Below are 16,166 nucleotides of genomic sequence, written 5' to 3' on the forward strand. Positions count from 1 at the left end.
AATGTACTCACTAAACTAATACGTGTCAGATGGTAACATCTGACACCACTGATAGTAAAAAAGGTGTTAGCGGGACGCTAAGACCAGAAAGAGAAGCTAAGGCCAGAAAAAAAAAGGCTGCTCCGGATTGGGGAACAGCCTTACAGAATATAAGGATTACTTTACTATGCTTTATGGTTTTCCATGCTGGTGCTTCCTATTTCCAGCCGCCGCCAAGTGCCTGGTAAATATCTACTACAGCATTTAATTGTTGTTTTTTGGTTTCAATTAGCTCCAATTTTGATTGCAAAGCATCACGCTGGGTCATCAATACTTCAAAATAATCAGCTCGTGCCGCTTTAAACAAATCGTTCGAAATATCGATGGATTGTGTAAGGGCGGTAACCTGTTTGGATTTGAGATCGTAGCTTTTTTGCAGGTTGCTGATTTTCGACATCTGGTTGGCTACTTCAATGTAACCGTTTAAAATGGCTTTTTCATAATCAAAAACAGCTTGTAATTGCTTTGCATTTGCAGAAGCGTATTCTGCCTTGATGGCGTTTCTATTGATCAGCGGTCCGGCCAGATCTCCTGCCAGCGAATAAATCAGGGATTCTGGTGTTCTCAGTAAGTAAGAAGGATTAAAAGCCTGATAACCGATAGCCGCAGAAATTCCCAATGATGGATAAAACTGGGCCTTAGCCACTTTCACATCCAATTTAGCCGCTGCAAGCTCATACTCCGCTTGTTTAATATCAGGGCGATTGGCCAGCAATTGCGCTGGTAAACCCGTGTGTACGGTTGCCGGCACCAGATCAGTAAAGCTTGATTTATCCCTGATAATGGGCTGAGGGAAACGGCCTAACAGAAAATTAATTTTGTTCTCGTTTTCAATAATATCCTGTTGAATATCAAATTCCAAACTTTTAGAACTCAATACTTCTGCTTCAAATTTGCGTACAGCCAGTTCGTTTACCCTCGTGGCTTGCTTTTGAATTTTCATCAACTCCAGTGCATTGCTTTGAAGTTCGATATTTTTTCTCACGGTTTCCAACTGATTATCAGATGCCAGTAATTCATAGTATGAATTTGCGACTTCAGCAATTAAATTGGTGATTACAAAATTCTTACCTTCAACCGTAGACAGGTAATGATTAATGGCTGCTTTTTTAGAATTACGCAGTTTATGCCAGATATCGGCTTCCCAATTGGCTTGTAAACCAAAACGATAATCAGGCAATACTTCCGGCACACCTTTGCCCGGTGTAATTTCTGTAGAAGCATCGCCCGCACCTGAACTGGTATAACGGCCAACTTTATCCAAACCTGCTCCTACACCATAGGTTACATTCGGCAAAAGTTCGCCCTTTCTGGCCTTTATTTCATTTTTGGCTATTTCAATGTCCTGAAGGGTAATATTCAGCTCCTGGTTATTCTTCAGTGCCGTATCAATCAGGTTGATCAGATTGGGATCGGTAAAAAAGTTACGCCATTGTATACTGGCAGAACTCAGGGTATCCTGCGAGCCGTTAAAGCTCACAGGGGTATTTCTATTTTCGGCACGTTGGGCTACTTCCGGCAGCTTACAGGCGGTATATGCAGCGCATATCAACACCAGTCCAAGGCCTTTATATAATTTATTCTTAAACATTATTCTCAATTTCTTCAGTTAACGGATGTTCTTCCTCAATTTTGATCAGCTTGTGTTTTGCTGCAATTGATCCGAATATATAATATAAGCCAGGGATCACGATTACCCCGAAAATGGTACCGAAAAGCATACCGCCGGCAGCGGCAGAACCAATGGTACGGTTACCAATTTTACCCGGACCGGTGGCAATCATCAACGGAATCAGACCGGCAATAAAGGCGAACGAAGTCATTAAAATCGGACGGAAACGCACGCTTGCCCCTTCCATTGCCGCCTTAAGCACGCTTGCCCCCTGGCTTTGGCGCTGTGTGGCAAATTCCACAATCAATACCGCATTTTTACCAAGTAAACCAATTAACATGACCATGGCTACCTGGGCGTAGATATTGTTTTCCAAACCCAATAACTTAAGGAACAGGAATGCACCAAAAATACCAGCAGGTAAAGAAAGGATTACGGAAAGTGGCAGGATGAAACTTTCATATTGTGCAGCCAATACCAGGTAAACAAAACCTAAACAAATCAGGAAGATGTAAATGGCTTCGTTACCTCTTGATACCTCATCTTTAGAGATACCTGCCCAATCGATACCAAATCCCCTTGGTAAGGTTTTCTGTGCTACTTCGGTAATGGCTTTGATGGCTTCGCCTGAACTGTAACCCGGTGCGGCCTGTCCGCTGATCTCAGAGGCGTTGTACATATTGTGACGCGTAATTTCAGACAGACCATAAACCCGGCGCATTTTAATAAAGGCCGAGAAAGGTACCATTTCATCTCGGCTGTTTTTAACCGAGAGTTTTAAAATATCTTCTGGTAAAGCCCTGTATTGAGGTAAAGCCTGTACAATTACCTTATATTGGCGATCATATTTAATAAAGCTGGTTTCGTAGTTACTGCCGACAAAAGTAGATAGCGTATTCATCGCGTTATCAATACTCACGCCTTTTTGCTGTGCAATATCGTTATCCACATCCAGCATATATTGAGGGAAACTGGCACTATAGAAAGTAAATACAGACGATAGCTCTTTGCGTTTGTTCAGCTCGCGTACAAAATCATTGCCCACGGTTTCCATTTTTTTGTAATCGCCGCTACCTGCTTTATCCAGCAAGCGAAGTTCGAAACCGCCTGCAGCACCATAACCCGGTACTGCCGGTGGCTGGAAAAATTCGATAGTTGCACCTGGTATAGATTTTGACTTCTCATCCAATTCTTCAATAATCTCCTGCGCAGAATGTTTACGCTCACTCCAATCTTTAAGGTTAATTAAACAGGTACCTGAGTTAGATCCTGTACCTTCGGTCAGGATTTCGTATCCGGCCAGAGAGGAAACCGATTTAACACCGTCAATATCTTCGCACATTTTCTGCAGTTTCTCGGCAATCTGATCGGTACGTTCCAAAGTCGATCCCGGAGGGGTTTGAATAATGGCGTAAACCATTCCCTGGTCTTCGTTAGGAATAAAGCCTGAAGGCACGCTTCCGCTTAATGCCCAAACACCGAAACAAAAGGCTACCAATACCCCGAAGGTTAACAACCTACGGCTTACCACCCTGCTCAATACAAATTCGTATTTGCCTGATAATTTACCAAAACCCCGGTTAAAGCCATCCAGAAAACGATCAATTAAGGTTTTCTTTTTTGCCGTACCATGATTGTTTTTAAGCATAATGGCACACAACGCAGGTGTAAGTGTTAACGCTACAATACCTGAAAGGATAATGGCCGTGGCCATGGTAATGGAAAACTGGCGATAGAAAATACCCACCGGTCCAGACATAAACGCTACCGGAATAAATACCGAGGCCATTAAGAAGGTAATGGCAATAATAGCACCCCCGATCTCTTTCATGGCCTGTTGTGTAGCTTTTAACACCGAAAGATGCCTGTCATGCTCCATCTTCGCATGCACCGCCTCAATTACCACAATGGCATCATCTACTACCACCCCAATGGCGAGTACCAATGCAAACAAGGTAATCAGGTTAAGTGTAATGCCAAAGAACTGCATAAATACAAATGTTCCGATCAATGATACCGGTACAGCAATAGCCGGAATAAGGGTTGACCGCCAGTCGCCAAGAAATAAGAATACCACTAAACCTACCAGGATAAAGGCCTCAACCAGTGTATGGATAACCTTTTCGATAGATGCATCGAGGAATTTGGAAACGTCGTAACTGATCTCGTAATCTAAACCTTTTGGAAAGGATGCCGATTTGATTTCGGCCATTTTGGCCTTCACATCTTTAATAACCTGGCTGGCATTACTGCCGTATGATTGTTTTAAAACAATTGCAGCGGATGCTTTTCCATTTAAGGTTGAATATAAGTTATAAGCAGAAGCACTAAAATCTACATCGGCAATATCTTTTAAGCGGAGCAACTCGCCATCAGGAGTAGCCCTTACCACGATATTTTCGTAGCCTTCTTTGGTATTAAAACGACCTGAATATTTGAGTACATATTCGAAAGCCTGCGAACGTTTACCTGAACTCTCTCCTGTTTTACCAGGCGAAGCTTCTAAACTTTGCTCGTCAAGCGCTTTCATCACTTCATCAACCGAGATTTTATAAGCCTGCATACGGTCGGGTTTTAACCAGATCCGCATCGCATAATCCCTATCACCCAAAATATCGGCAAAACCTACACCATCTACCCGTTTAAGTTCTGAAAGCAGGTTGATATCGGCATAGTTATACAGAAAGTTCTGATTCATTTTAGGATCTTTACTGTATAAGTTGATATACATCAGCATGTTTGGCTCTTCGCGGGTAATTTTTACGCCCTCGCGGATAACCAGGGGCGGCAGCTTGTTGGTTACAGCAGCCACACGGTTCTGTACGTTAAGCGAAGCCTGATTGGGATCGGTACCTAAATTAAATACCACCTGTATCGAGGCTTCGCCGTCATTACCCGCATCAGATGCAATGTATTTCATGCCCGGTACACCGTTAAGCGCACGCTCAAGCGGAATAACGACAGATTTAATTAAAAGTTCATTATTCGCTCCCGGATATTCTGCAGTGATGTTCACTTTGGGAGGAGATATGGTTGGAAACTGTGTAACAGGCAGGTAGCTAATGGCCAACACCCCTAAAAACACAATAACCAGTGATATTACGATAGAAAGGACTGGCCTTTGTATGAATTTACTAAACATAAATTAAGTATAGAGGGTTTAGATTATTCTGTTTTCAATCTCAATTGTTTCAATACTTCCTGAGGTTGCTGAAATTTAAAGGCAATTTTATCATCGTCCTTAACCTTTTGTACGCCTTCAAGCAGAATTTTATCTTCAACGGTAATGCCATCGCCCACGATGTACAAATCAGGAAGATCGCCCGCGATGGTAATTACCCTAGAGTGTACCTTATTATTTTTATCCACTACAAAAACATAGGTTTTGTCCTGGATATCGTAAGTGGCTTTTTGCGGGATAATGATGGCATTTTTTAGTGGTACGACCATATGAACCTTACCTGTCTCGCCGTTTCTAAGCAGGTTATCGCTGTTGTTGAACCTTGCCCTGAAAGCAATATTTCCGGTTTCGTTATCAAACTCGCTTTCAATAACTTCTACTTTACCTTTTGCCTTTAGAAATTCGCCGTTTGCCAATAATAAACTCACTTCTTGCTGACCTTTTGCTTTCGCAGCACTCTGGTAGTTTAAATATTCAGGTTCTGACACATTGAAATATGCAAAAACCTGGCTATTGTCTGACAGGCTGGTTAATAAAGCCCCCTCATCAACCAAACTTCCCAATTTTAAAGGGATACGATCGATCGTACCATCGAAAGGTGCCCTGATTTCGGTATTAGACAGGTGGAATTTCGCCAGAGAAGTTTCGGCGTTTGCCGATTGCAGCTTTGCTTTGGCCATGGCCAGCTCATTTTTGGAAACGATATTTTTATCTGAAAGTAATTTGGTGTTTTCCAGTTCGATTTGAGCCGATTTGGTTTCTGCCTGTGCCTTTAACAATTCAGATTGTGCTGCTTTAGGCATAATTTTAAACAACAACTGGCCTGCTTTTACATGCTGGCCTTCATCTACATAAATATTTTGGAGATAACCCTTTTCCTGGGCCCTAACTTCGATATTCCGAACAGATTTGATCTGCGAAACATATTCTTTGGTAAAGGAGGTGTCCATTCGTACGGGGGAAGTTACCGCGTAAGTGGCTACTTCTTCTTTTTCTTCTTTCTTCGAGGTGCAACTTGTTGCGTAAAGCAAAGTAAACAAGCCTAAGCACATGAGAACTCTTTTCATTTTTTTGGAGTGGTTTTAATCTGATTTATTTTTTCTCTAATTAGTTTCCGTGGGTAACCATTTATTTATGAAAAGCATTCCACAACCGGTTTATAGATGCTTTTTTGATTTCAATAAATGATGGTTACGCAATGATTTAATTCGATAGCGAAATAAATACAGTTTTATGAAGTTATAATGAAGTTGAACTTCAGGTTTAGGCAGGAAAAATTGTATTTAGAAACAGAAATACAGGGTTTTAAACTATATTTTAAATCGGTTTACTTACTGTAAACACTTTGATTTCAACCAAAAAGCACAATATGAATGATGTTTTTTATTTTTTAAAGCATGAAACAACGTCTTTTTTTTCGTTGTATTTGCGTGTAAGGACAGGTGAAGGGTTTTCTCCATCACCTTGATTATATAAGTAATGGCCGCTAAAAAGACAATATATCCTTAACCTTTACAGAACAGTATATTTACATTAAAGCTTTATTTTAGTGCAAAGAAAACCAGCCATTTTTTGTTTGATAATCAGATTAAAGCGGTATAATATGGAAAACGAAATACAATCTGACAGGGACATCCAATGCGAATTCCTTAATATTTTTAAATTTATATGGGCAGCTTGTGGCATAGCGCCGTTAGGTGAAATTTCTGCAGGTTCTGAACCAGAAATGCAAATTCTTAATTTACACAAATAGTTTTTTTTGGCTAGCCGTTCATAAAAAATAAGTATAGGAACACTTTTTTAGTCTGCATTCATCTCCTTATTTCTTTTTTCTAGGTTTGGGTTCAGGCAGTTCAGCAACCGTGATAGCTACGAGTTTTTGCAACCAATCGCGGTCTTCCAGCTGCTCTTCAATTAGAAATTGATTTTTTGCGCCCGGATAAGGCGGCGCTTCTACTACATCACTGATATAGGCCTTTCCTGATTGCGTTGGTTTAACAAATAATTTGTTATCACATACGAGTGCAAACAATTTATCATCAAAATACAAGCCATATTCGCCAAACATTTTTTTACAGGTAATCTGCCCTGCATAACCGACCTGATCGATTATAAAATCTACAAATTTCTGATCTGATGCCATTTTTAAATTGATTTGACTTGAACTTTCTGTAAAATTAGGCTATTCTTTTCATTCTGATTTGCTTTAACTGGCTTAATCGCTAAATTTGTCGCCCAAACAACCTGCTGCTGCTAAAGTTAGCTGACGTTTTAAGTAAAGAATAAAATGGAAGAAAATGATTTTGTTTCGATCTGGCTGCAAGAAACCGGAAATCCTGCGATTGAAAAATTAACGCAGTTAAACCTTGCTGTTGCCCAAAAAACCATAGCAATGCTTGCTGGAAAGGGTTCAACAGAAAACGACCTGGCTTCCATATTGGATATTAATCCCGATGAAATCAAGCGTTGGTTAACCGGCAGACATGTTTTCAGTGTTAAAACCATCGGCGAAATCAATAACGCATTGATTGAAATTGCCATGGATAACGAGCAGCCAATAACAGATCAATCTACACTTTAAACAGCAATACCTGGTTCGTTAAAACGCAACCAAAGTATTAAAATCTCTTACTTCTCAACGGTGGTTTCGCTAAAATTAACTATTTTAAGCTTAGTTACATTCTTTTTTTCCAGGGCCTTACCTGCATAGGCTGGTTTATTTTTACCCCAAACTACATTACTGTTCTGCAAACTGATGTATCCTGTATTTTCGAAATAAAATCCTGCAACCGCGCTTTTAACCAGTCCTTCAACATTGCTGGGTCTGCGATCATATACTCCCCCTGCTTCATTAGTTGTTTTATCGAGATAAACACTCACCTGGTCAAAATAGATTTCAGAAATTTTATCCGGGCTTTCGCCGCTGATGTAAGCACCGCTTTCTCCTGTACACCTGATGTTACTAAAATAAATATTCTTAACCGCACCCACCTTACCTTTGGTCTGGCCCTTTGGTAAACGCCAGCCAGCGTCTTTATTATTGCTCGTTGCTCTTGGATAAGCAGTGATATAAATCGGTTCTGCCTTGCCCCACCATACATCTGAAAACAATTTCGACTCGATAAACAGGTTTGAAAAAACCACATTGTCCACGGTTCCCTCGTCACGATTCTGAATTCCAATACCTCGGTTGCTCTTTCTGATATTACAATTATTGATGAGTACATTACTGATCCGGTCCATGTTTTCAGAACCTATTTTGATGGCACACGAGCTGGAGGTCATGGTACAGTTGCTAATCACAATGTTTTCGCACGCACCATATTCTTCAAACTCGCGCCTGTTTTTTAAACAAATACAGTCATCACCTGATTCTATGAAACAATTGGTAATCCGTACATTTTTACTGTGATCCAGGTCAATACCATCACTATTACGGATTTTTATGCTGTTCAGCAATGTGATATTTGATATGGAAACATCATTACAGCCCACCAAATGAACCGTCCAGTAAGCGGAATTTTGAAAAGTTACCCCATCTATATTCAGTTTATTACAACCGGTTAGTGTAAGCAAATGCGGCCTCGGATCTACAATATTAAAAGGTTTTAAAACATACGAATCACTTAATTCCTCCCCCATAAACGAAATTCCATTCCCATCAATTACCCCTGCTCCGGTAATGCTCACCTGTTCCAGCTTTTCTCCACCTATCCAAATGGTGCCTTCGCCCTTATTCTCCCTAAAAGCACTTTGAGTATATAATTTTTCGTCAGGGCTGGCTAAGATTTTTGCCCCGCCTTCTACCCTTAATTCAACAAAAGATTTCAGATTGAAAGGACCTGCTAAAAACACATTTCCGGCAGGTACAATAACCTGGCCGCCACCTGCCGCCGAACAGGCATTAATGGCTTTCTGGATAGCAGCGGCATCATTGGTTTTGCCATCGCCCACTGCACCATAATTCTTAATATTATATAATTTATTCTGGGCCATCCCACTGAAAGAAATCAGCAGTGCAAAAAACAATAAAGGTCTAATCTTCATTTTCAAATCGTTATAAAAAAATATTTTGGGTATTTAATTGTTCCAGTTACCAAAAAACAGTATAAAGTGCTGCCAGTATACCACAGATAATTACTGAGGCAATGGTAAATGCCGGTGTAACCTTAAACATACTGCTATCAATTTCAAGCCCTTTCGGGTTATTTTTACTTTTCGGATCGGCTAAAGTTATGATTACCATTACCGCAATTATAATCAGAAATACCCACGACATTCTGTTTAAGAAAGGAATAGGTTCGATAGTGCCCCGGGTTAATGTAGGCAGAAATTTAAAAAAAGTAGATAATGGGATCGTTAATAAAGAAGCGGTAAGCGCTGCGCGGGAAGTGGTTCTTTTCCAGAAAAAGCCGAGTAAAAAAATGGCAAAAACCCCTGGTGAAATGAAACCAACATATTCCTGAATAAACTGATAAACCTGATCGAAACTCCGCAAGGCAGGGGCAATAACAATGGCAATTAACGAAGCAACAACCACCGACCAGCGGCCAACCGAAACCATCCGTGTTTCTGAGGCTTCCGGTTGAATAAACTTCTTGTAGATATCAAGCGTAAAAATAGTGGCAATACTGTTACATTTACCTGCTAGCGAGGCTACAATAGCAGCGGTGAGCGCAGCAAAGGCGAGGCCTTTTATTCCTGCCGGCAATAAATTCATCAGTACCGGATAGGCATGATCGGGCTTAACCGTCCCGGCTGCATCAAGCATTTCGGCCTGGAAATATCCCCGCTGATACAATACATAGGCTGCAATGCCCGGAATTACCACAATTACCGGAATAAGTAATTTTAGAAACGCCGCAAATATTAGTCCGCTACGCCCGGTTTTTAAGTCCGCACCCAAAGCCCTTTGAACAATATACTGGTTACAGCCCCAATAATTTAAGTTATTGATCCACAAACCGCCCACCAGTACCGCTATCCCGGGCAATTCGTTGTAAAATTTATCTCCCCTGGCAAATATCATATGAAAATGATCAGACGCTTCGCTGCGCAACAGTGGAAGCGAAGCCAGAACACTCGGTGCATCCAGTTTTTCAGCCACCAGTTTAAGCGCCATATAACAGGTAATCAGTCCGCCTGCCACTAAAACAAAAACCTGTATTACATCGGTATAACCAATTACCTTCATGCCGCCCAGCGTAATAATGGCAGAAAAAATCGCCAGAAAAACGATACATATATTAAACGGAATCCCCGTAATGGTTTCAATGGCAATGGCCCCAAGAAAGAATATCGAAGTTAAGTTTACAAATACATAAACCAATAACCAGAAAACCGCCATCAGCGTACTTACCGTTTTATTATAACGGTTGGATAGAAACTGTGGCATGGTATAAATCTTGTTCTTGATGTAAATGGGTAAGAAGAATATGGCCACGATGATAAGTGTGGCGGCAGCCATCCATTCGTAACTTGCAATGGCCAGCCCCATGGCAAAACCCGAACCCGACATACCGATAAAATGCTCAGCAGAAATATTAGAGGCGATAATAGATGCCCCGATAGCCCACCATGTGAGCGAACCTTCTGCAAGGAAATAATCTTTGGTATCTGTACGTTTTTTTTTCTTGCTCCGGTACACCCAAAAACCATATGCAGACACTAATATAAAATACATTAAAAAAATAACATAGTCGAATGCAGACAGGTGGTTCATAAGGATATTTTACATTTGGTTTTTTTTAAAAATCAGAAAAAATCCCAATGTTGGATGTTTTATTGAATTATTTAATTACGTAAACGTTTTCGCGTTACAGGCTTTAACGATTTAAAACCACACGGCTAACAGCCCGTAGATTCGCGCTTGATGAGTACCGATTTCAGGATAATATTCTGTTCATCATCCAATTGTTTTTTGTGGAGGATTTTGAAGAGGCATTTCGCTGCTTCACGCCCAATTTCAAAAGCAGGCTGTGAAATGGTGGTAAGCGAAGGACTTAAAAGCTTTGCTGTACTCAGATTAGAAAAACTGAGTATTTTAATATCATCCGGAATTTGCAAACCTACTTCTCTACAGGCGCAATAAGCAGGGATAATAAATTCTTCAATTGATGAAAAGAGTGCATCGGGTTGGAACTTTTCAAGCAATTTCTTTATTTGTTCGAGGTTAAGTGCTTCTCCATCCAGATAGTTGACAACAAGTTCGGCTGAAGGCGCTATGCCGTGTGCTTTCAGGGCATCAAGATACCCTGCAAACCTTGCCTTGCCCGCCGGAAGGTTTTCGAGTCCAAATAAATAGGCAATTTTGGTACAGCCACAATCGATCAGATGTTCAGTGGCCTGATAAGCGATTTCGTAATCATCAGTAGTTACTTTAACTGCATCCAGGTCTTCGTAAACCCGATCGAAAAATACCAAAGGAATTTTCTTGACCAGATTGGCATAATATTCACGATTATCTTCACTGCTCGATACAGATGTAAGAATGCCATCTACCCTTCCATTTAGCAAGCTATTGGTAAATGCTTTTTCAGCCTCTATATTTTCATGGGTTTGATAAATAAGCACATGATAACCATACTGCCTTGCAATTTCTTCGATTCCCATGATCGATAGGGAGAAGAAATTATTGGCTACAAAGGGTATTACTACTGCGATAGTTTTGGTTTTATTACTGCGGAGGTTACTCGCCGCCGGATTTGGGGTATAATTCAGTTCTCTGGCTAAATCCCATACCCTGTTTTTGGTTTTTAAACTAATTTCATAGCTGTCGTTGAGGGCCTTAGAAACGGTTGCGATAGAAATGTTCAACTCCTGAGCCAACCGCTTAATATTAACTGCTTCCGCCATGTTTTTAATTTGTTTTGTTAGTTTTTAAGGCTTGCATAACCATTACCGATAAAATCGCGACGGCAGCGCTCACCTTTCTTTACCAGCAGCACCTTAAAAACAATAACCTCATTGATTATACGATACAACCACTGAAGTAGATTTTTAAACGTTTGCTGGTTAAGCAACCTGATATTTTTTTTATGAATAAATACGCCGGCTACAAACGCAAATATAAAATAATCACACGATCAAGTCCATTTTTTCTTTTTTGCTTTTCGCTAAATGCTTCAAAACAGCAGGCTTGCGCTACAGGTAAACAAAATATAACAAGAATTTGATTTTCAGATACTTAAAAAAATATCAAACGTTTGAAATAAGATTTTACGTAATCGTTTAAGTAAATAAAGTTGGCCAAACATAAAATTTTCAGCTTGCAAAAACTCAACTTTAACTCAACAACCAACAAAATTTTCGTAAAAATAAATTTCTAACCTTATGAGAAACCAGAGCGCATCTTCAAAGGATAATCAAAATCCGTTGCAAAATCTTGATCAATGGGAAGAGGATATCCTGACCCGCTATCCAGATCCGAAAAATATCAATGCTGACAAAAAAGAAGAGCAGTTTAGAAATTACGAAGAAACGGAAAAGGATAGTGTAAAAGAATTTTACAGGCTTAACCATACCTATCAAACCTATGATTTTGTAAAACAGAAAAAAGCCGATTACTTAAAGTTTGATAAAAAAGAGATGCCGATCTGGAGTGCCTTCGATTTTTTAAACAAGCTGGTGGATGACTCTGACCCTGATACGGATTTAGACCAGATGCAGCACTTGTTGCAAACATCTGAAGCCATCAGGAACGATGGCCACCCGGACTGGATGGTTTTGGTTGGTTTAATCCACGATATGGGTAAAGTACTTTGTTTATTCGGAGAACCGCAATGGGCTGTTGTGGGCGATACTTTCCCGGTAGGTTGTGCTTATTCTGATAAAATTGTTTATCCGGAATTTTTTAGTGAGAATCCTGATTACAAAAATGAAATTTACCAGACCAAATTAGGGGTTTATACCCAAAATTGTGGACTGGATAATGTAGACATGTCTTGGGGCCATGATGAATATGTATACCACATGATGAAACCCTACCTGCCTGAACCAGGATTATACATGCTCCGTTACCACTCTTTTTATTCGCAACACCGGGAGCATGCCTACGAACACCTGATGAATGAAAAAGACCATGAAATGTTCAAGTGGGTTAACCTGTTTAACCCGTACGATTTATATTCTAAAAACCCCAATCAAAAAAGCTGGGCAGAACTGGAACCTTATTACAAAGCATTGGTGGCGAAGTATTTGCCAGCCACTATTAAATTTTAAATTCTATCTCCAAACATTGATAACCAAATAAACAATTTATGAATCTAATTTTACAAAAATTATGAGATTTAACTGTACACGCTTAAAGTATAGCGGCCTGTTTATGCTGCTTTTACTCCTCAGCCAGGCGTTCAACACTGCTTATGCGCAAACTGAACGAAAAATTACCGGAAATTTAATTGACGATGCCAAACTGCCTATTGTAGGGGCCTCTGTAACGGTAAAGGGCACAACAAAAGTTACCTCAACAGGCGCTGGTGGTTCATTTAGCATCACCGCAAAAACAGGCGATAAAATCCTCTTTAGCTTTTTAGGCTATCAAACAAAAGAACTTACCGTAACCAATGCCTCTACCTACCAGGTGGTTATTAGTGAAGCAGCTTCATCACTTACGGATGTAGTGGTTGTAGGTTACGGAAAAAGCTCGAGAAAAGCATTAACCAGTTCCATTTCTACGGTTAAAGGTGACGATTTGAATAAGGGAGCCATTAGTGATGTAGGCCAGATGCTGCAAGGAAAGGTACCTGGATTAAATATTACCAGAAGTGGCGATCCAAACCGTACCGCAGCCATCATCATGCGTGGTGCCTCTACCCTACGTGATGGTGCGCAATCGCCACTCTTTGTAATTGATGGTGTTGTTGGTGCCGATATTTCGATTTTAGCTCCAGATGACATTGCTTCCATTGACGTGCTAAAAGATGCTGCTGCCGCTTCTATTTATGGTAACAGGGCGGCGAATGGCGTAATTATGGTTACTACTAAACGAGGAGTAGCAGGCGCAACACAAATTAGCTATAATGGTTACTTTGGTGTAGAAAATGTATCGAACCGATACGACATGATGGATGCTGATCAATTAAAGGCATTTTTAGCGAAAACAAATACTGCCCTTACGCCAGCCAATGATAAAGGTGCCAACACCAACTGGCAGAATGAGGTACAACGTACCGATGCCTTGTCATACAACCATAATGTATCGCTTAGCGGAGGAACTGAAAAAACGACCTATAATGCAAGCTTAAACTATTTCAAGCAAGATGGTATTATAAAAACAAGCGACTTAAACAGATTTATCGGTCGTATTGGCATTGAACAAAAAGCTTTAAATGATAAGTTAAAAATTGGATTGAACATCAGCAACTCGGTAAGTAATGCTAACCTGGTTCCTTATCGCAATACGGTATTGTCGCAAATGCTCACTTATCTGCCAACATCGCCTGTAAAAAACCCGGACGGGTCTTATTTTGATAACCTTATTCAAACCAGCTACTACAATCCGGTTTCGATGCTTGAAAACGGTACAGAAAATCTGAAGAATAAAAATATCTTAGGTAATTTAACCGTTAACCTGAAATTACCATTCGGTTTCTCTTATGATGTTTCTGCTTCCTATCAGAATAGCCAAAATGTTTACGGTGCATTTTACAACAGCATTTATACTTCCAGATATAACAATGTGCGCAATACGCCTGAGCCACCAGCAACACCAAGCTTCGTAACCTTAGTGGGTAAAGATGGTCTGGCCGTAAGAAATGCTTATCAAAACACCAATAAAATTGTTGAAACCTATTTAACCTGGAACAAAAAATTTGGCGATCATGATATCAATGCCGTGGTGGGTTATTCTTATCAGCAATCATTAAATAATGATGGCTTTCAGGCTACCTCTACCAATTTTCCGATTAATCAGGTTAGCTACAACAACTTAAGTTTGGGAAACCCTTATGCGGTAACCGACTTCAGGGTTGATTTTAATCCAGGCGTAACGTATCAGGAAATTTTGATGATCTCTGATTTTGCGAGGGTAAATTATAACTACAAAAACAAATACCTTTTACAGGGATCAATCAGAAGAGACGGATCAAATGTATTTGGTACCAATGAAAAATGGGGCTATTTCCCATCTGTAGGTGCAGCCTGGAACATTGATCAGGAAAACTTCTTTAAAAACGTTGGCGTAATCAAAACCCTTAAATTAAGAGGTAGTTATGGTATAGCGGGTAACTCACTTGGCTTTGCCCCGTTAACTACTAAACTTATTTATGGTCAGGTTGGGCAGTTTTATTATAACGGTTCGCCAAGAGAAGGTGCTTATGGCGCCATCCAAAATGAAAACCCTGATTTAAGATGGGAAAAGACTGCTACAACCAATATCGGTTTAGATTTCGGACTTTTCAACGGCAGATTATCGGGTTCTGTTGACCTGTACGATAAAAAAACAACCGATTTGATTCTGACATTTGGCGTAGATAACAATCTATATCCAGCGGGTGCCTATACGGCGAACGTTGGTAGTTTGAGCAATAAAGGTATCGAATTGGTTTTAAACGGTACGCCAGTAAGCACCGACAATTTTACATGGACAACCGGGTTCAACCTGGCACATAACCGCAATAAAGTGATCAGCTTGTCAGATGACAGCAGATTTAATATCGAAGACCGCCTTACGGTTTCTCCTGATGGAGCCGGACAGAGTGGTGCAACATTGCAAATACTTAAACCAGGAGAGCCGATTGGTACTTTTTTCACCTTTAAATATGCTGGTAAAGATGCCAATGGCGTATCTCAATATTATGATGCTGCTGGTAATATTAAAACACAGGGATTGCTTAATAAAACCGATTATTATATCCTTGGTAATGCACAACCGAAAGCTTTGTTAGGTTGGACAAACAATGTGAGATACAAGAATTTTGATTTGAGCGTATTTATGAGAGCAGTAGTGGGTGTTAAAATCATGAACGTTACCCGTGCAGATTTATTCCGCCCGAGTACTGCACAGTTTACCAATATACCGGTAGAAGTTGAAAATGAATCAGTAGCTGATTTCAACTCGTATAAATATTCGAGCAGATTCTTGGAGAATGCGAGTTACCTGCGTTTAGATAATGCGACACTTGGCTACACGTTCAAAAAGGGACTTATCCCTGGTATAAGTTCTCTTCGGTTATATACCACAGCAAATAACCTGTTTGTGATTACCGGTTACAAAGGAATAGACCCTGAGATTAATCAGGGTGGTACTGCTCCGGGTGTAGATACCAATAACTTTTATCCTAAAACCAGAACTTTCTTATTTGGTTTAAACGTATCATTTAATTAAAAATTAAG

At 40.2% G+C, this 16,166-nt stretch carries 11 protein-coding genes; 4 read left to right on the forward strand and 7 right to left on the reverse strand.

Annotated features, from left to right (window positions below):
* The first annotated feature begins 29 nt into the window (after positions 1 to 29).
* Complete coding sequence (locus BM107_RS24545) at positions 30 to 227, forward strand: hypothetical protein (RefSeq protein WP_139222316.1); 198 nt, start codon at positions 30 to 32, stop codon at positions 225 to 227.
* Here BM107_RS24545 and BM107_RS20595 read toward each other — a convergent pair.
* From BM107_RS20595 to BM107_RS20610, 4 genes are all read right to left on the reverse strand, one after another.
* Entirely contained in the window at positions 197 to 1,630 is a 1,434-nt protein-coding gene (locus tag BM107_RS20595) for a TolC family protein (RefSeq protein WP_090986862.1), read from the reverse strand. The two genes, BM107_RS24545 and BM107_RS20595, sit on opposite strands and share 31 nt — an antisense overlap.
* On the reverse strand, positions 1,623 to 4,793 hold the full coding sequence (locus BM107_RS20600; protein WP_090986864.1) for an efflux RND transporter permease subunit: 3,171 nt from the start codon (positions 4,791 to 4,793) through the stop codon (positions 1,623 to 1,625). The genes BM107_RS20595 and BM107_RS20600 overlap by 8 nt, the downstream gene beginning before the upstream one ends.
* A 23-nt stretch (positions 4,794 to 4,816) precedes the next feature.
* Positions 4,817 to 5,899: an efflux RND transporter periplasmic adaptor subunit gene (locus BM107_RS20605; protein WP_090986866.1), complete on the reverse strand. Its 1,083-nt coding sequence runs from the start codon at positions 5,897 to 5,899 to the stop codon at positions 4,817 to 4,819.
* Between the two features lie 752 nt (positions 5,900 to 6,651).
* Positions 6,652 to 6,975, reverse strand: coding sequence for a TfoX/Sxy family protein (locus tag BM107_RS20610; RefSeq protein WP_090986868.1), 324 nt, complete (start codon positions 6,973 to 6,975; stop codon positions 6,652 to 6,654).
* A gap of 144 nt (positions 6,976 to 7,119) precedes the next feature.
* On the opposite strand from BM107_RS20610, the gene BM107_RS20615 reads away from it, so the two are divergent.
* Positions 7,120 to 7,413, forward strand: coding sequence for a hypothetical protein (locus tag BM107_RS20615; protein ID WP_090986870.1), 294 nt, complete (start codon positions 7,120 to 7,122; stop codon positions 7,411 to 7,413).
* Positions 7,414 to 7,460: 47 nt separating this feature from the next.
* Here BM107_RS20615 and BM107_RS20620 read toward each other — a convergent pair whose 3' ends face one another.
* From BM107_RS20620 to BM107_RS20630, 3 genes are all read right to left on the reverse strand, one after another.
* Positions 7,461 to 8,879: a glycoside hydrolase family 28 protein gene (locus tag BM107_RS20620; RefSeq protein ID WP_244278875.1), complete on the reverse strand. Its 1,419-nt coding sequence runs from the start codon at positions 8,877 to 8,879 to the stop codon at positions 7,461 to 7,463.
* Between the two features lie 46 nt (positions 8,880 to 8,925).
* Positions 8,926 to 10,554, reverse strand: coding sequence for a sodium/sugar symporter (locus tag BM107_RS20625; RefSeq protein WP_090986874.1), 1,629 nt, complete (start codon positions 10,552 to 10,554; stop codon positions 8,926 to 8,928).
* A 125-nt stretch (positions 10,555 to 10,679) separates the two neighbouring features.
* Complete coding sequence (locus BM107_RS20630; protein WP_090986876.1) at positions 10,680 to 11,687, reverse strand: LacI family DNA-binding transcriptional regulator; 1,008 nt, start codon at positions 11,685 to 11,687, stop codon at positions 10,680 to 10,682.
* 477 nt (positions 11,688 to 12,164) lie between these two features.
* On the opposite strand from BM107_RS20630, the gene BM107_RS20635 reads away from it, so the two are divergent.
* Positions 12,165 to 13,052, forward strand: coding sequence for an inositol oxygenase family protein (locus BM107_RS20635; RefSeq protein WP_090986878.1), 888 nt, complete (start codon positions 12,165 to 12,167; stop codon positions 13,050 to 13,052).
* Positions 13,053 to 13,113: 61 nt separating this feature from the next.
* Positions 13,114 to 16,158, forward strand: coding sequence for a SusC/RagA family TonB-linked outer membrane protein (locus BM107_RS20640; protein WP_090986881.1), 3,045 nt, complete (start codon positions 13,114 to 13,116; stop codon positions 16,156 to 16,158).
* Positions 16,159 to 16,166: the final 8 nt, after the last annotated feature.

The organism is Pedobacter suwonensis, assembly GCF_900111825.1.
Taxonomy (GTDB): domain Bacteria; phylum Bacteroidota; class Bacteroidia; order Sphingobacteriales; family Sphingobacteriaceae; genus Pedobacter; species Pedobacter suwonensis.